We start from the raw sequence: 17,440 nt of genomic DNA on the forward strand, positions 1-17,440 counted from the left end.
TGTCGCCGCGGGGGTCATCAGCCAGGGATTCCGAACACGTAGTGCGTCAGGAGCCCGAAGACGTAGTCGAGACCGTAGACGATGCCCATGACGATCAGGACGAAGACGAGCACCACACCCGTGAACTTGAAAAGCTCCTTGCGGGTCGGGGTGACGACCTTGCGCAGTTCGGCGATGACCTGGCGGATGAACAGGGCGATGCCCCCGAAGAACCGGGAGAAGGGGTTGCCCTTCTTCTGGCGCGTGGCGCCGGCCGCGACGACGTCGCCGCGCGGTTCGTCCTGATCCATCCTGAATGTACCTTTCGTGTGTCAGCGTGCGCTGACGCGCAGGGCGGACAGGAATCGAACCTGCAACCTGCGGTTTTGGAGACCGCTGCTCTGCCAATTGAGCTACCGCCCTAGAGACCCGGAGGTCTCGGGGATGCCCTCCCCACCCTGCCACCGGCCGATGTCGTAGACGCCAGGCACGGCGAAAGAATGCAGAGAACAACTGCTCACCAAGCATACGGCATCGATCCGGTGGTGCCGAACAGGAAGCGGAACCCGCGTTGTTGCTAGGCTCGGCGGGCGGACGAAGCAGGAAGGGACGCATGTGAGTGGGGATGTGCAGCAGTTCCAGGTGGATCTGCGCGGAGTCGTCGATCTGCTCAGCCGGCACATCTACTCCAGTCCCCGGGTCTATCTGCGGGAGCTGCTCCAGAACGCGAGGGACGCGATCGCGGCGCGCCGTGAGGTCGACGGGGGCGGGAGCCGCATCCGCATCACGCCGCTCACCGCGCAGACCGGTGAGTTCGTGCTCCGCGACGACGGGGTGGGCCTGACCGCAGCCGAGGTCGCCGATCTGCTCGCGACCGTCGGACGCAGCTCCAAGCGGGACATCTTCGACCTCCCCCGGAGCGACTTCCTCGGCCAGTTCGGCATCGGGCTGCTGAGCTGCTTCATGGTCGCCGACACCATCGTCATCCGCTCCCGCAGCGCCAGAGGCGGACCCGCGGTGGAGTGGACGGGCAGCGCCGACGGCACGTTCCGCGTCGCGGAGATCGACGACGACCTGCCGATCGGCACCAGCGTGCACCTCGTGCCGCGCTTCGACGCCGACGAGCTGCTGCGGCCGGCGGCCGTGCACGAGCTCGCGACCACGTTCGGGGAGTTCCTGCCGGTGCGGGTGACCATCGACGCGCCGGGCGGGGACATCGACGTGACGCGCGAGCCGCCCTTCCTCGACCCCGCCGCCGACATCGAGGCGGCCGTGCAGTACGGTCGCGACCTGCTCGGGGCCGCCCCGCTGGACGTGATCCCGCTGAGCGAGCCGGCGACCGGGACGCAGGGCCTGGCGTACGTGCTGCCCTTCGCACCCCCGCCCGGCGCCCGCCAGGCGACCCGTATGTACCTGGGGCGCATGCTGCTGTCCGAGCGCGTCGACGACGTCCTGCCCGACTGGGCCTTCTTCGTGCGCGCCGTCGTCGACTCCACCGGCCTCGCGCCGACCGCGAGCCGCGAATCCCTCGTCGAGGACACGGCCCTGGAGCGCGTCCGGGAGCAGCTCGGCGCCGGGATCCGCCGCTGGGTGCTCGAACTCGGGCTGCGCGAACCGCATCGTCTCGCGCAGTTCGTCGCCGTGCACGAGGTCGGACTCAAGTCCCTGGTGCGCCACGATGAGGAGCTCGCGCGCTTCATCACCCGCTGGCTCACCGTGGAGACGACGCACGGCACGATGCGGATCGGCGAGCTCGTGGAGCGTTACCCTCACGTGCGCTACGCCCAGACCGTCGACGAGTTCCGCCAGGTGGCGGGCATCTCCCCCTCGGACGAGGTGCTCGTCAACGGCGGCTACCTCTATGACGCCGATCTGATCCGCCTGCTCCCCGACCTCTACCCGCAGGTCACGGTCGAGCAGGTCGATGTGACCGGGGAGCTCGATCGCCTCGACCCGCCGCCGCTCGACGACCGGGACATCGCGATGGCGTTGGAGTCCCGCGCCGGCGCCGTGCTCGCCGCCTCCGACTGTGCCGTCGTGGTCAGGGCGATCGATCGCCCCGAGCTGACCGGGCTCTACGTCGCGGATCCCGAGGTGCTGCGGACGATCGATCGCGGACGCACCAAGGGCATCGCGAGCACGCTCTGGGGCGGGGTGCTCGACCGCATCGACCAGACGCTCTCGTCCGCGCGAGACGACGACCTCACGGCGCGGCTGTGCCTGAACTGGTCCAACCGCGTCGTCCGCGCCCTCGTCCGCGTCGAGGACGACGCCGTGTTCGCGCGCACGGTCCAACTCCTCTACATCCAGGCGCTCCTCGCAGGTCACCACCCGCTCTCGGACGCCGATCGGGCGCTCATGACCAGCGCCCTCTCCGACCTCGTCTCGCTCTCCGCCGGGATCGAGGGGGACACGCTCCCCTTCGACGCGCGCTGACACCCCCGACTACCCGAAAGGGCCCTCCATGGCACGTCCGAAGAAGCGCTTCCAGCAGCTCATCGAGGAGATCGATCGCACCCCGTGGGGCCCGGCCGAGCAGGCCCTCGTGGCGGAGGCCGTCGCGCTGGCCATCGAGATCGGCGATGAACGGCTGGAGTACGAGGCCCGGATGCGCCAGACCGCCTCGGCGAACATGGTCGGGGCCACCGACGTCATGCTCAACTCCTTCGCCTGGTGCCTGGCGCATCACGACGCCGACCCGCAGCGGTTCCCCGCCGACCTCGACAACGGCGGGGCCGACCTCATGTGGCAGTTCAAGTGGATGGCGTCGTCCCTGCGCTCCTCCCCCGCCTTCTCGCAGGAGCAGATCGCGGCGGTGCTCGACGACATGGAGGCGCACTACCGCGCCGCAGGGCTCGGCCTCAGCGGCGTGCTGACCGCCCGCTTCGAGGACGCCTGGGATGCCGGTCGGTTCGACGCCGCCGAGGCCCTCCGGGTGCAGCTCGAGGCCACGCCGCGCGACGAGCACAGCCACTGCGATGCGTGCAGCCGCAGCCAGTTCGCGGGATTCTTCGCGGAGACCGACCGGGACGCCGACGCGATCCGCCTCGTCGAGGAGATGCTCGAGGGCGGGTTCTCGTGCGGCGAAGAGCCGGAGCACGCCCTGTCCCGCGTGCTGCTGCCGTATCTGCGTGCCGGTCGCGCGGAGGACGCGAAGACCGCGCACCTGCGCAGCTACCGCCTGGCGAAGGACAACCCGGACAACCTGCGCATCGTGGCCAACAACATCGTGTTCGCCGCGATCACCGGCAACGAGGCGCGGGCGCTGGCCCTGATCGAGAAGCACATCGCGTGGCTGGCCCACGACGGCCTCAACGTCGACGCGCACTTCGCCGCCCTCACCGCCTTCGCGGTCGCTCTCGACCGCGTCACCGCCGCCGGACACGGCGACACCCCGGTCCGCGGCGCCGACGCCCCGGCGCTCGTGCCGCTGCTGGGCGCGCACGACGGCCCGTGGAGCGCCGCCGAGCTCGCCGCGACCGCCTGGTCGACGGCCGAGCGCATCGGCGCACAGTTCGACGAGCGGGACGGCACTGACGGCCACGCCCGCAGCCTCGCCCGGATGCGCGCTCTCGCCGACGAGAGCTACGACGTCCCGATCCGCTCCGACGCGTTCGTCGCCCCCGCGCCGGCCACGACCCCGACCGACCCGGACGGCTGGTTCGAGCGGGCGATGCAGCTCGCGCAGTTCGGCGCCGAGCAGGAGACCCTCGCCGCCCTCCCGCACGCCCTGGAGATCGACGACGCCGCCAAGCGCGCGCAGCTCCTGTCGATGCACCTCGGCATCCTCGTCGCACTCGATCGCGTGGACGAGGCCGAGCGCCTTCTCCCCGAACGGATCGCCGCGCTTCGGGCCGCCGGGAACGACGCGCAGGCCGACCTCGAGGAGCGGCTCGGCCTGGCGACCTTCGGCCTGCACACCGACGAGACCATGGCGGCGCTCGAAGAGGAACTGGCCGAGGCCGACCGTCTTCCCGCGTGGTCGCGCGGCGATCTGGCGATCAGCCGCGCGTCGCTGCACCTCCGGGCGGAGGAGCCGGATGCGGCGCTCGACCTCGCCGAGCTCGCCGCGCGCTCGTTCGCGGAGGCCGAGGACACCCGGCTGTCCAACACCACGACCCTCGTGGCGATCGGCGCCGTGCTGAGCAAGGGCGACCTCGACGCCGGTCGCACGCTCCTCGACCGCTTCCTCTCCCAGGAGGACCTGTCCGCCGGACACCGGGCCCACGCGCTGCAGACCCGGGCCCGCGTACGCGGCGGCACGGGTGCGTACCAGGACGGGGCCGTCGACGCCGACGAGGTGTGCCGGCTGCTCGCCGAACTCGGCGCCACCCGCGCTCTCGCCGAGGCCCATGTGCTCGCGGGCGCGCTCTGGGAGGACGCCGAGGAGCCCGAGAAGGCCGTCGCCCGCTACCGTCTGGCCGCTCGCCTGCAGGACGACGGCGATCGCACCGGCGTCGACTTCCGGCTGGCCAGGGCGATGCTCCGCGCGGGAGACGCGGAGGAGGCAGCCGAGCTCTTCGGCGACGTGCTCCAACGCGAGGAGAACGCCGAGACTCCTGCGGGTTCGCGCGCCATGACCGCCTCGCTCCTGGCCCGGTCGCTCGCCGAGTCCGGCGAGTTCGGTCAGGCGGTCGGCGCACACGGCTACGCGGCCGAGCTGTTCGGGCAGGCGGAGTCCCACGCCGACCAGGCCATGGCCATGACGGAGCAGGCGAAGATCCTCGCCCGGTTCGAGGAGCACGACGACGCCGTCCGGCTGCTGGAGGGCGCTGCGGACATCGTGCGGCGTGCCCCCGAGGCCGTCGGCGCGCTGTCCGAGGTGCTGCACAGCCTCGGCCAGGCCTACGCAGGCCGGGGTGACGAGCGCGCCTTCCCGCTCTTCGACGAGGTCGCCGAGCTCGCCCAGGAGCATGAAGCCGGCTGGCTGCTCGCTGACGTGACCGACTCTCGCGGCCGCGCGCTCGCTCAGCTGGGCCGGACCGATGAGGCCGTCGCCGCGGCTCTCACCGCCGCCGACGGTTTCGCGGCGCTCGGCGACCAGGGCGCCGCCGGAAGCTCGGAACTCTTCGCGGGCCGGGTGCTCGCGGGGAACGACCGCCCGGCCGATGCCGTGCCGGTGTACCGGAGCGCCCTGGAGCATGCCGAGGGCTTCCCACCGCTGCGTCAGGTGGCGGCGCTGGAGCTCGGCGACATGCTGGAGGCACTGGGGCGGCACGCCGAGGCCGCAGAGGTCAGGGCACTCGTCGAGAGCTGACACGACACCGGCTCGGGATCCGGAGGGGGTCCCGAGCCGGCGTCACGTGGCGGAGGGCCGCGTCAGAAGAGCTGACGCCAGTTCGCCCGTGCGAGGTCGAGCAGCTCGTCGCCGCGACCCGACATGACCGTGCGGATGGCGTAGAGCGCGAAGCCCTTGACCTGCGCGGCCTCGATCGCGGGCGGCATGGACAGCTCCTGGCGCTCGGTCACGACGTCGAGGAGCGCGGGACCGTCGTGCGCGAGGACCTCGCGGACGGCCTCCGGCAGATCCTCGCTGCGCTCCACCCGACGGGCGAAGATGCCCATGGCCTCGGCGATCGCCGCGAAGCTGGGGTTGTCCAACCCGGTGCCATAGGTGACGAAGCCGGCGGCCTTCATCTCCAGCTCCACGAAGTTCAGCGACGAGTTGTTCACCACGATCGTCTTGACCGGGAGACCGTTCTGGGTGAGCGTGAGCAGCTCGCCGAGCATCATCGCGAGGCCGCCGTCGCCGGCGAGCGCCACGACCTGACGATCCGGATGCGCGACCTGCGCGCCGATGCCGTGCATCAGGGCGTTCGCCATCGAGCCGTGCGTGAACGATCCGATCAGCCGGCGCCCCTCGGTCATGGACAGGTAGCGCGCGGCCCAGACGGTGGGCGAGCCCACGTCGGCGGTGAAGATCGCGTCGTCGGCGGCGTACTCGTCCAGCAGTCGGGCGAGGTACTGCGGATGGATGGGCCGCTTTCCCTTGGCCGGCACCGCGAGCTCGTCGAGCTTCTTCCGCGTCTTCCGGTAGTGGGCCACGGCGTCGTCGAGGTGGCCGCGGTCGTCCTTCCGCGCGAGACGGGGCAGCAGGGCTTCGGCGGTCGCCTTCACGTCACCGACGAGGCCGAGGTCGAGCGGGTGGCGCTTGCCGAGCTGGGACCCGCGGATGTCGACCTGGATGGTGGTCGCGTGCTCCGGGTAGAACTGCTCGTACGGGAAGTCGCTGCCGAGGACGAGGAGCGTGTCGGCGGCCTCCATGGCCCGGTAGCCGGACGCGAAGCCGAGCAGCCCGGTCATCCCGACGTCGAACGGGTTGTCGTACTCGATGAACTCCTTGCCCCGCAGCGCGTGGACGATGGGGGCTCCGAGCGCGTCGGCGAGCGCGATCACCTCGTCGTGCGCGCCCTCCACGCCGGCCCCGGCGAGGATGGTGACCTTCTTCGCCGCGTTCAGCATGGTCGCGGCCTTCTCCAGCTCCGGGCCGCTGGGCTGGATCAGCGGGCGGGTGCGCTCGATCACCACGGCGCGGTCGTCCGCGATCTCGGACAGCGCCACGTCACCCGGGATCACGAGGACGGCGACGCCGCGCTGCTCGATGGCCGCGCGCATCGCGATCTCCATCAGCCGCGGCATCTGCGACGGGTCAGCAACGTACTCGACGTACACGCTGCACTCGCGGAACAGCTCCTGCGGGTGGGTCTCCTGGAAGTACCCGGTGCCGATCTCGACGGTCGGGATGTGCGCGGCGATGGCCAGCACCGGCACGCGGGAGCGCTGCGCGTCGTACAGGCCGTTGATGAGGTGCAGGTTGCCGGGGCCGCACGAGCCCGCCACGACGGCGAGGTCTCCGGTGGTGCCGGCGTCGGCCGCGGCGGCGAAGGCGGCGGACTCCTCGTGGCGTACGTGCACCCAGCGGATCCGGCCGTCCTTGCGGAGGGCGTCCGTGAGTCCGTTCAGGGAGTCGCCCGGGATGCCGTAGACCCGGTCGACTCCGTTGGCGTTCAGAGTCTTGACGATGTTCTCAGCGACGTTGGCCATACCCCGACCCTACGCCCGCCGAGGCCTCCCCGGGCCGGGCTCAGTACTCCTGCGGGCCGTCCCGGTCGGGCTCGGGATCGCGCCGGAACGCGCGGCCGGACACCGACGCCGGGGCGATGCGCACGTACACGCGCTTGTCGGTCGGGATCCACGGACGCAGACCCGCCGCCTCCGCCCGCTCGATGTCGGCGTCGGTCTCCAGAGCCTCCGCACGCCCGCGCACGATGACGCTCCAGGCGGCGGTGTCCGTGTGGTCGTCGACCTCGAAGAGCACGTCGGCGTTGACCGTCAGCTCGAACAGCTTGCTCCCGGGGGCCGTGCGGAACAGGAGTCCTTCGCCGTCCACGGCATAGTTCACGGGGAAGATGTCGATGGTCTCGCCGACCCGGGTCACGAGCCGCCCGAGCTCCTGGCTGCGCAGGTGCTCCCAGCTCTGCTCCGCGGTGAGGGACTGGACCGGATCCGTGTGCGCACTCATGCCGCCATTGTGCCTCGTCTGTCCTCGACGCGCACCCCCGTCGACCCGGCCCCTCTCGTGCGAGCGGCCCCCTTGCGTGCGCACGCAAGGGGGCCGCTCGGCCGCAACGGGGTGGGTCGACGGTCAGCCGATGCGGATCAGCTTCTTGTTGACGAACTCGTCGGCGGCCAGGTGGCCGAGCTCCCGAGCCGTGCCGCTGCGCTTGATGCCGCCGAACGGGAGCTCGGGGCTGTCGGCGAGCACGAGGTTCACGTAGACCATGCCGGCCTCGATCCTGTCGGCCACCCGCTCCGCCTGCGCCTCGTCCGTCGTGAAGACGTAGGAGCCGAGACCGAACGTGGTGTCGTTGGCCAGCGCGACCGCCGCCTCCTCGTCCGCGACACGGTAGACGACGGCCGCGGGGCCGAACAGCTCCTCGCGGTAGACGTCCATCTCCGGGGTCACGTCGGCGAGCACGGTCGGTGCGAAGAACGCCCCGTCGCGCGTGCCGCCCGTGAGCAGGGTCGCACCTTGGGCCACGGCGGTGTCGATCTGCTTCTGCAGGTTCTCCGCCGCCGCCTCCGACGAGACCGGGCCGAGGACCGTGTCGTCGAGCGTGGGATCGGTCGCCTCGACGGCCGCCATCGCCGCCGTGAACTTCTCCACGAACGCGTCGTAGAGGTCGTCGACGATGATGAAGCGCTTGGCGCCGTTGCAGGCCTGCCCGTTGTTGTCGAGGCGTGCGTCCACGCCCGCCTGCACGGTGGCGTCGAGGTCGTCGGTGGAGAGCACGATGAACGGGTCGGACCCGCCGAGCTCCAGTGCGACCTTCTTGAGGTTGCGGCCCGCGACCTCGGCGACCGCGGCGCCGGCACGCTCGGAGCCGGTCAGCGACACGCCCTGCACCCGCCAGTCCGCGATCATCGCCGCGATCTGGTCGTTCGTGGCGAGCACGTTCTGGTACGCGCCCTTCGGGAAGCCGGCGTCGTGATAGATCGCCTCGATCGCGCTCGACGACTCCGGGCACTGCGGCGCGGGCTTCAGGAGGATCGTGTTGCCGACGATCAGGTTCGGCGCGGCGAAGCGCACGATCTGGTACGCCGGGAAGTTCCACGGCATGATGCCCACGAGCGGTCCCAGCGAGGAGCGGCGGATGATCGCCGACCCCTCCCCGAGGATCTTGATGGGCTGGTCGGCCATGATGTCCTCGGCCTGGTCCGCGTAGTACTCCGCGATGTCGGCGGCGAAGTCGACCTCGCCGAGTGCGGCTTCCCGCGGCTTGCCCATCTCGCGCACGAAGATGTCGGCCAGCTCCTCGCGGCGCTCGCGGTGCAGCTCGGCTGCACGGCGCAGCAGCGCGGCACGGTCGGCGACCGTGGTGGAGCGCGACCACTCGCGGTGGGCCTCGTCCGCGGCGGCGACGGCCTCCTCGATCTGCGCGTCGGTGAACGTGTCGTACGACGCCAGGGTCTCGCCGGTGGCGGGGTTGACGACGGCGTAGTCGGTCATGAGTTGTCCTCTCGTGTGCTGGGGCCCTTCGACAGGCTCAGGGACCCAGGCCGTTCAGGGGGAAGGTCAGGAGACCGGGATCAGCGTGTACTTGGTGGACAGGTACTCGTGGATGCCCTCGAAGCCGCCCTCGCGGCCGACGCCGGACTGCTTGACGCCGCCGAAGGGAGCCGCCGCGTTGGAGACGACACCCACGTTGAGACCCATCATGCCCGTCTCCAGCGCGTCGATCATCCGCTGACCGCGCTGCAGGTTCTCGGTGAAGACGTAGGAGACCAGGCCGTACTCGGTGTCGTTGGCGAGGCGCACGGCCTCGTCCTCGGTCTCGAAGGTCGCGATGGCGAGCACCGGGCCGAAGATCTCCTCGCGGAGGATCGCGGAACCGGGGACGACGTCGGTGAGGACCGTGGGCTCGTAGAACGTGCCGGTGCCCTCGAGCGCCTTGCCGCCCGCGAGCAGGGTCGCGCCGCGCTCGACGGCGTCGTCCACGAGCTCGCCGGCCTTGGCCACGGCGTTCTCGTCGATGAGCGGGCCGATCGCCACGCCCTCCTCCGTGCCGCGGCCGATCTTCATGCCGTTGACACGCTCGGTGACGCGCTTGGCGAACTCGCCCGCGACGTCCTTGTGCACGATGAAGCGGTTCGCCGCCGTGCAGGCCTGACCGATGTTGCGGAACTTCGCGGCGAGAGCGCCGTCCACGGCCTTGTCGAGGTCCGCGTCGTCGAACACGACGAACGGCGCGTTGCCGCCGAGCTCCATCGACACCCGGAGCACGCCCTCGGCGGCCTGCGCGATGAGCTTGCGGCCGACCTCGGTCGACCCGGTGAAGGACAGCTTGCGCAGACGCGGGTCGGCGATGATCGGCGCCGACAGGGCGCTCGACTTCGAGGTCTGCACGACGTTGACGACGCCCTTGGGCAGACCGGCCTCTTCGAGCAGGGTCGTGAAGAAGATGGTCGTGAGCGGCGTGAGTGCCGGGGGCTTGATCACCACGGTGCAGCCGGCGGCGAGGGCGGGGGCGATCTTGCGCGTGGCCATGGCGAACGGGAAGTTCCACGGCGTGACGAAGAACGACGGACCGACGGGGCGCTGCGACACGATCATGTGACCGGTGCCCTCGGGGTTCAGGCCGTAGCGGCCGCTGATGCGCACGGCCTCCTCGCTGAACCAGCGGAGGAATTCGCCGCCGTAGGCGACCTCGCCGCGGGCCTCGGCGAGGGGCTTGCCCATCTCGAGCGTCATCAGCAGCGCGAGGTCCTCCTTGCGCTCCTGCACGAGATCGAACGCCCGGCGGAGGATCTCGCCGCGCACGCGCGGTGCCGTCGCGGCCCACTCCTCCTGCGCGGCGACGGCGGCGTCGAGCGCCCGGATGCCGTCCGCGGGGGTGGCGTCGGCGATCGTGCGGATCACCTGGTTCGTCGAGGGGTCCTTGACGTCGAAGGTCGCGCCGGTCTCCCCCTCGATCCATTCCCCGCCGATGAAGAGGCCGGTGGGGATGCTGTCGAGCAGCGCCTGCTCGTTCTGAGTGCTCATGGATTCTCTCTCTTTCAGACGGACGTGGGACGACGACGACGGCTGGGCGGAGCGTCCATACCCAGCGTCTCGCCGCGGAAGAAGGCGGGGCGGCGGATGGCGTTCCAGATCATCACGGCGATGCCGACGACGATGATGAGGATGCCGAGGATGAAGACGATCCCGATGCCGCCGATCTCCGACCCGGAGCCGTAGGCCGGGTCCATGGAGTCGATCAGCGTGGTGAAGAACAGGATCGCCAGGATGATGCCGCCCACAAGCGGGAACAGGAAGGTGAAGAAGACGTTCCGCGCCGAGTCGAACCACTGCTTGCGGAAGTACCAGACGCAGGCGAACGCGGTGATCCCGTAGTAGAAGCAGATCATCATGCCGAGCGTGAGGATCGTGTCCCACAGCGTGTCCTCGCTGACCACGCGCATCACCGCGTAGAACGCGGAGGCCACGATGGCCGACACGATCGTGGCGTAGCCCGGGGTGAAGAACCGCGGGCTCACCTTCGCGAACGACTTCGGGAGCGCGCCGTAGTGGCCCATCGCGAGCAGGGTGCGGGCCGGACCGACGAACGTCGACTGCAGCGACGACGCCGAGCTCGTGAGCACCGCGAGGGAGACGAGGAACGCGAGCGGCCCGAGGATCGGTCCGGAGAGGTGGAAGAACACGTTCTCCTGGATGTCGCCGTTGCCGAGGCCGAGCTCCCCCGTGCCGACGCCCGCGAACATGATCATCGCGACGGCGAGGAGCAGGTAGAGCGAGACGATCGTGAGCACGGTGACGGTGGCCGCCCGCCCAGGGGTCTTCTCCGGGTCCTTCGTCTCCTCGTTCATCGTGAGGGTGACGTCCCAGCCCCAGAAGATGAAGATCGACAGCGACAGACCGGCGGCGACCGCGCTGAACGACGAGATTGCGAACGGGTTGAACCAGTTGAGGTCGAACGGCTGGTAGTCGAAGCCGTTGCCGCCCACGGCCTGCACGATCGCGGCGACCGCGAAGAACACGAGCACGAGGATCTGGAATCCGACGAGCCAGTACTGCAGCTTCTGCGTGGTCTGCATGTCGCGGTACGACACCCACGTCGCGCCCAGCATGAAGAGCAGGCAGACGCCGATGTTGATCCAGGTCACGCCGGCGAGATCGGCGATCTCCGCGTTGCCCGTGATCTGCGACAGCAGCAGGAACAGGAAGTCGACCGCGACGCCGGCGAGGTTGGAGAGCACGAGGATCGTGGCGACCACGAGGCCCCAGCCGGCCATCCAGCCCACCCACGGCCCGAACGCCCTGGCGGCCCAGGTGAAGGACGTACCGGAGTCGGGCATGCGGTTGTTGAGCTCGCGGTAGCCGAAGGCCACGAGGAGCATCGGGATGAAGCCGACGAGGATGATCGCCGGGATCTGCGCGCCGACCTCGGACGCGGTGGGGCCGACGGCGGCCGTGAAGGTGTAGGCGGGGGCGATGCACGAGATGCCGATCACGACGGCGCCGATCAGGCCGACGGTGCCGGCGCTCAGGCCCTTCGTCGAGATTCCGGTCGTGACGCCGGATGCGGGCTCCGTCGCCCGGTTGGTGCTGCTCATCAGCGGTCTCCTGCTTCATCGCGGGTACGCGGGACGACGATCATGGGGACGGGCAGCTCGTGCAGCATCTTCGCCGCCGTGGAGCCCAGGAAGAGTCGGCGTGGCTGCGCCAGCCGGCTGGAGCCGACGAGCACGACCTCGCCGGGGAGCCAGGAGAGCCCGGCGACGGCGTCCTCCACCGTCTCGCCGGGGGCCTCCTCGACGACGGCGCCGAGACCGTCCGGCAGCCGCTCGGCGGCGACGGCCAGCACCTGGTGCGCGTGCTCGCTGCCGGCGAGGCGGATCGCCCCGGTGTCGAGTCCCGGGGGCACGTCGAACGGCACGAGCGACACCAGCCGCAGGCTCACCTCGGCGGCGCCGGCGAGGGCGACGGCCTGGTCGAGCACGCCCTCCGCGCCGGGCCGGGTGCCCACGGCGACGGTGACGCGCGGGAGCACGTGGTCGTCCTGCTGCGCGAGACCGGACGGCGCGAGGGCCACCGGGATCGGCGAGGAATGCAGCAGCTCCGACGCGACGCTGCCCAGGCGGTGCCGGCCGAAGAGGCCTCCACCGGCCGTGCCGATCACGATGACGCTGGCGTCGAACTCCTCACCGGCGGCGATGAGGCCCTCGGCGAACGACTCCGAGAAGCGCACGTGGCCGCTGCGCACGAGCTCCTGCGGCAGACGCACCACCGCGTCCTGCAGCCAGCTCCGCGCCTGCTTCCGGATGACGTCCTCGTAGGCGCGCTCCGGTGGCACGGCGGCGCTCCGGGTCCCCTCGGTCGGCAGCACGATCACGAGGTGCAGGGTCGCGCCGATGCTGCGCGCCAGTCGTGCGCCCAGCGCCGCCGCGTCGGCCCCCGCATCCGTCGCCGTGTAGCCGACGACGACCGAGCCGGTCATCAGCCGATGCTCTCGGGAGCGCCGGCCTCGCGGCGGGCGTCGACGATGTTCGCCGCGACGAGGTGGCCCATGCGGATCGCCCCGTCGACGTGCTGGTAACCCGCTCCGGCCATGTCGCTGCAGGCGAAGTGGATCGGTCCGACCGGCGTGCGCAGGTCGGCGCCGTAGCGGTGCAGACCCCCGAGGTCGAAGCTCGCGGCGTACGCGCCGCGGGTCCACTCCTCGCTGCCCCAGTCGCTCTCGTAGTAGACGACCGGGTTCTTGGCCTCGGGACCGTAGTAGTGCGAGAGCGACTCGAGGATGCGCTCCTTGCGCTCCTCGGCCGACAGCTCGAACACGCCGTCGGCGTTGGCGTCGGACACGAAACCGACCAGGGTGCCGCGCTCGTCCCCGTGGTTGGTGTTGTCGTACGCCTCGTGCGAGAGCTCGTACGGGCTGAACGCCGTACCGCTCAGGCCCTGCTCGCGCCAGAACGGGCGGTCGTAGACGGCGTGCACCTTGATGACGAAGCCCATCGACAGGTGCTGGTGCAGCTGGTGCTGACGACGGGGCAGCGGCGGGACGAAGGAGATGCGGTTGTAGAGGATGGGGGCGTGCGCGAGGATCGCGTACCGTGCCCGGACCGTGAGGTCGTCGGTGGTCGCCACGACCCCGTCCTCCGACCACTCCAGGCTGCGGACGGGCTGGTTCAGCAGCACGTCGTCACCCAGGCGCTCGGCGAGGCGCAGCGGCACCTGCTGGAGCCCTCCCACGACGCGCTTGTCGAGGATGAAATCGGCGTCGACGAGATTCGAGTACGAGCCGGCGGACGCCGCCATCAGCAGCGACTGCAGGAGCGAGAAGGCATGGGTCGGCTTGGTCAGCATCGCCGAGCCGGTCGCGAAGGCGAGGTTGCGCACGGCCTCGTCGTCGTCGGTCTGCGACCGCAGCCAGGCGTCCCACGAGATGGAGTCCCACTCGGCCGCGTTCGGGTGCTCCCACGGCTTGTCCGGGTCGATCTCGGCGACGAGGGCATCGAGGATGCCGGTGATGCGGGCGATCACGGCCTCGGTCTCCGCCGACACCGGGAACATCTCGCCCGTGAAGCGGTGGGCCTGACCATCCGGGCCGACGTAGACGCTGTCACCCTCGCGGTAGCGGCTGTAGGTCTCGAGCCCCAGCTCCTCGATCGTGTCCTTGAGGGCGTCCTGGTCGGGCGAGACCCACTGGCCGCCGATCTCCAGCATGGCGCCGTCGATCACGTCGGTCCACAGCCGGCCACCCACGCGGTCGCGGGCCTCCAGCACGGCGACCGACAGTCCGGCCTTCCGCAGGTCGTTGGCCGCCGTGAGCCCTGCGGCTCCGGCGCCCACGATCAGCACGTCGCGGGTGATCTCAGCCATCTGCAACTCCTTCGTCGTCGGGGGATGCGGGGGAAGAAGTACCGGTCGCGTCCCGAAATCCCCCGATCCGGGGACGCGACCGGACAGTGTCAGGCGCCGGCGAGCGCCTCGGCCACGACGTCGAGGCCCTCGTTCAGCAGCTCGTCGCCGATGGACAGCGGCGGGAGGAAGCGGATGACGTTGCCGTACGTGCCGCAGGTGAGGACGATGACGCCCTGAGCGATGCACGCCTTGGCCACGGCGGCCGTGAGCGCGGCGTCCGGAGCCTTGGTCTCCGGGTCCACGAACTCGGCCGCGACCATCGCACCGTGACCGCGGACGTCGCCGATGCGGGCGTCCTCGGACTGGAGGGCGGTGAGGCGGCCGATGAGGATCTCGCCGATCTCGCGGGCCCGCTCGATGACGCCGTCGTTCTCGAACACGTCGATGGCCGCGAGCGCCGCCGCGCAGGCGATCGGGTTGCCGCCGTAGGTGCCGCCGAGGCCGCCGGAGTGCGAGGCGTCCATGATCTCGGCGCGACCGGTCACGGCCGCGAGGGGCAGCCCGCCCGCGATGCCCTTGGCGGTGGTGATGAGGTCGGGCTCGATGCCGAAGATCTCGCTGGCGAACATGTGCCCGGTGCGGGCGAACCCGGTCTGCACCTCGTCGGCGATGAAGACGACGCCGTTCGCGCGGCACCAGTCGACGATCGCGGGGAGGAAGCCGTCGGCGGGGACGATGAAGCCGCCCTCGCCCTGGATGGGCTCGATGATGACGGCCGCGAGGTTGTCGGCGCCGATCTGCTTCTCGAGCTGGAGGATCACGCGGGCCGCGGCCTCTGCGCCCTCGAGTCCGTCGCGGAACGGGTAGGACATCGGCGCGCGGTAGACCTCGGGGGCGAACGGGCCGAAGCCGCTCTTGTAGGGCATCGACTTCGCGGTCAGCGCCATGGTGAGGTTCGTGCGGCCGTGGTAGCCGTGGTCGAACGCGACGACGGCCTGGCGTCCGGTGTGCTTGCGGGCGATCTTGATCGCGTTCTCGACGGCCTCGGCGCCGGAGTTGAACAGGGCGCTCTTCTTGGCGAAGTCACCGGGGGTGACGCGGTTGAGCGCCTCGGCGACGCCGACGTACGACTCGTACGGCGAGATCATGAAGCAGGTGTGGGTGAACTGCGCGGCCTGCGCGGCGACGGCCGCGGCGACCTTCGGGTGCGCGTTGCCGACCGTGGTCACCGCGATGCCGGAGCCGAGGTCGATGAGCGAGTTGCCGTCGGCGTCGACGACCACCCCTCCCCCGGCGGCGACGGCGGCGACGGGCACGGTGTGTCCGACACCGGCGGCGACGGCGTCCGCCTTGCGGGCGAGGACCTCGGCCGACCGCGGGCCGGGGAGTTCCGTGACGAGGCGACGCTCCTGCGGGAGGTCGGGGCCGCCGAGGGGGACTGCGGGTGCTGCGGTGTCGAGGAGAGCCATGTCGCGAGCGTACGGCGGCATCGGAGACACCCGCATTCGCCGGGTCGTACAATCGGAGAACTGATTTCGCCGTCTCGTACAACCGGAGATCGCATGGCCCCCACCGATCCACCAACGCTGTCCGCCCTGCTGCGGCGCCGTGATCTGGATTTGCGCCTCGTCTCCGCCGCCGCGGACCTGCCGGACGGCGCACTCGACCGTCCGCTGCGCTGGGTGCACAGCTCGGATCTCGCGGATCCGACACCCTTCCTCGCGGAAGACCTGGTGCTCCTCACCACCGGCGCCCAGTTCGACGACGCGGACGCCATCCCGCCCTACGTCGTGCGCCTCGCCGAGCGCGGGGTGCTGGGGCTCGGGTTCGGCACCGACGTGCATCGCTCGGGCACGCCGGAAGAGTTGATCGCGGCGTGCGCCGACCAGGGCATCCCGCTGTTCGAGGTGCCGTACCGCACGCCGTTCATCGCCGTGGCCCGCGCCCACTCCGAAGCGATCGCGGCGCAGGCCTACGCCCGGCGCACCTGGGCGCTCGACACCCAGCGCGCCCTGGCCCTCGCCGCGCTCCGACCGCGCGGGCTGGACGCCATCGTCACCGAACTCGGCCGTCGGCTCGACGCCTGGGCGGGCATGTTCGATGCGACGGGGGACCTGCTCGTCACCCACCCCCGGGACGCCCTCTCCGCAGGCGTCCGGGAGGAGCTCGGGACGCGGGTCCAGGAGATCCTCGACCGCGGACTCGAGGCAGGGCAGTCCCTCACCCTCGAGGCACACACCTTCATGCTCTTCACGGTGGGGCGGGGCGGGCACCTGCGCGGCGTGCTCGCCGTGGAGGCCGACGCCCTCGACCAGGAGGCCAGAGCCGTCGTCACGTCGGTCATCGCGATGGCCGGACTCGCGCGGGAGCAGAGCGAGCAGCTCGCGCGCGGCCGTCGCCGCCTGCACACGCAGCTGCTGCGCTCGCTCCTGGGCGACGACCCCGGCCTCGCGCGCCGGGTGCTCGGGAGCCTCCCGCCCGCCCCCGTGGTGGTCGCCGTGACGGGAGACGCCCCGGCGGAACCGCTCCTGGACTGGTGGGAGCGCCGGCGCCTCGACCACGGCACTCCCGCGTTCCTCGCCGATTCCGAGGACGGCGTCGTCATCTGCATCTCCGCGACCGACGAGCCGCTTCTCGACGATGTGGCCGCCCGCTTCACCGCCCGCGTCGGCGTCTCCGCTCCGGAGGGGTACGACGCCTTCTCCCGGGCCCACGCGCAGGCGCTCGTCGCGCTCCGTCAGCCCGGCACGAGCGGTGCCGTCCGGTACGCCGACACGGTCGGGTCGAGCCTGCTCACCGCTCTGGCCACGGATGAGGCCCGGCTCGTCGCCGAGTCGCGACTCGCCCCGCTCCGGGAGCACGACGCCGCCCACGGCACCGCGCTCGAACACGCGCTGCGCACCTGGCTCGACCACGACGCGCGGGCCGAGCAGGCCGCCGCCGCCTTGGGCATCCACCGGCACACCCTCCGCTCCCGGGTCTCCCACGCCGGAGCCCTCCTCGGGGTCGACCTGACGACCTTCCCCGCCCGGGCCGAGGTGTGGGCGCTGCTGCAGACCGCGCGCGACTGACCCGGCCCCGAACCCGCGTCGACGGGGG

12 protein-coding genes and 1 tRNA gene are annotated in these 17,440 nt (G+C 71.1%); 3 read left to right on the forward strand and 10 right to left on the reverse strand.

Annotation, left to right across the window (positions count from 1 at the left end; all coding sequences use genetic code 11):
• Nucleotides 1–17: 17 nt before the first annotated feature.
• Together secE and C6C15_RS13060 are read right to left on the reverse strand one after the other, a co-directional pair.
• Nucleotides 18–290 carry a preprotein translocase subunit SecE gene (gene secE / locus C6C15_RS13055; protein WP_025102339.1) on the reverse strand — a complete coding sequence of 91 codons (273 nt, stop codon included), beginning with the start codon at nt 288–290 and terminating at the stop codon, nt 18–20.
• 39 nt (nt 291–329) lie between these two features.
• Nucleotides 330–402, reverse strand: a tRNA-Trp gene (locus C6C15_RS13060).
• A gap of 192 nt (nt 403–594) precedes the next feature.
• On the opposite strand from C6C15_RS13060, the gene C6C15_RS13065 reads away from it, so the two are divergent.
• Together C6C15_RS13065 and C6C15_RS13070 are read left to right on the forward strand one after the other, a co-directional pair.
• On the forward strand, nt 595–2,415 hold the full coding sequence (locus C6C15_RS13065; protein WP_105950308.1) for an HSP90 family protein: 1,821 nt from the start codon (nt 595–597) through the stop codon (nt 2,413–2,415).
• A 28-nt stretch (nt 2,416–2,443) separates the two neighbouring features.
• Nucleotides 2,444–5,236 carry a hypothetical protein gene (locus tag C6C15_RS13070; RefSeq protein WP_105950309.1) on the forward strand — a complete coding sequence of 931 codons (2,793 nt, stop codon included), beginning with the start codon at nt 2,444–2,446 and terminating at the stop codon, nt 5,234–5,236.
• A gap of 62 nt (nt 5,237–5,298) precedes the next feature.
• On the opposite strand, the gene poxB is transcribed toward C6C15_RS13070, so the two are convergent.
• The 8 genes from poxB to gabT all read right to left on the reverse strand — a co-directional run bounded on the left by poxB (nt 5,299) and on the right by gabT (nt 15,810).
• On the reverse strand, nt 5,299–7,023 hold the full coding sequence (poxB, locus tag C6C15_RS13075) for a ubiquinone-dependent pyruvate dehydrogenase (protein ID WP_060923243.1): 1,725 nt from the start codon (nt 7,021–7,023) through the stop codon (nt 5,299–5,301).
• 40 nt (nt 7,024–7,063) lie between these two features.
• The gene (locus tag C6C15_RS13080) at nt 7,064–7,501 is read right to left on the reverse strand and encodes a pyridoxamine 5'-phosphate oxidase family protein (protein ID WP_105950310.1); all 438 of its coding nucleotides are present in this window, start codon (nt 7,499–7,501) and stop codon (nt 7,064–7,066) included.
• Nucleotides 7,502–7,624: 123 nt separating this feature from the next.
• A complete protein-coding gene (locus tag C6C15_RS13085) occupies nt 7,625–8,989 on the reverse strand; it encodes an NAD-dependent succinate-semialdehyde dehydrogenase (protein ID WP_025102344.1) in 1,365 nt (454 codons plus the stop codon).
• Between the two features lie 66 nt (nt 8,990–9,055).
• Nucleotides 9,056–10,522: an NAD-dependent succinate-semialdehyde dehydrogenase gene (locus C6C15_RS13090; RefSeq protein ID WP_105950311.1), complete on the reverse strand. Its 1,467-nt coding sequence runs from the start codon at nt 10,520–10,522 to the stop codon at nt 9,056–9,058.
• 14 nt (nt 10,523–10,536) lie between these two features.
• The gene (locus C6C15_RS13095) at nt 10,537–12,093 is read right to left on the reverse strand and encodes an APC family permease (protein ID WP_025102346.1); all 1,557 of its coding nucleotides are present in this window, start codon (nt 12,091–12,093) and stop codon (nt 10,537–10,539) included.
• A complete protein-coding gene (locus C6C15_RS13100; RefSeq protein WP_085606317.1) occupies nt 12,093–12,977 on the reverse strand; it encodes a universal stress protein in 885 nt (294 codons plus the stop codon). Before C6C15_RS13100 ends, C6C15_RS13095 begins: the two co-directional genes overlap by 1 nt.
• On the reverse strand, nt 12,977–14,359 hold the full coding sequence (locus C6C15_RS13105; RefSeq protein ID WP_025102348.1) for a flavin monoamine oxidase family protein: 1,383 nt from the start codon (nt 14,357–14,359) through the stop codon (nt 12,977–12,979). The genes C6C15_RS13100 and C6C15_RS13105 overlap by 1 nt, the downstream gene beginning before the upstream one ends.
• Nucleotides 14,360–14,448: 89 nt before the next feature.
• Nucleotides 14,449–15,810: a 4-aminobutyrate--2-oxoglutarate transaminase gene (gabT, locus tag C6C15_RS13110; protein WP_105950827.1), complete on the reverse strand. Its 1,362-nt coding sequence runs from the start codon at nt 15,808–15,810 to the stop codon at nt 14,449–14,451.
• Nucleotides 15,811–15,903: 93 nt separating this feature from the next.
• Here gabT and C6C15_RS13115 point away from each other — a divergent pair, with 93 nt between their 5' ends.
• Nucleotides 15,904–17,412, forward strand: a complete 1,509-nt coding sequence (locus tag C6C15_RS13115; RefSeq protein ID WP_105950312.1) for a PucR family transcriptional regulator — start codon at nt 15,904–15,906, stop codon at nt 17,410–17,412.
• Nucleotides 17,413–17,440: the final 28 nt, after the last annotated feature.

The sequence above is a fragment of the Microbacterium sp. str. 'China' genome, from assembly GCF_002993305.1.
Classification (GTDB): domain Bacteria; phylum Actinomycetota; class Actinomycetes; order Actinomycetales; family Microbacteriaceae; genus Microbacterium; species Microbacterium paraoxydans.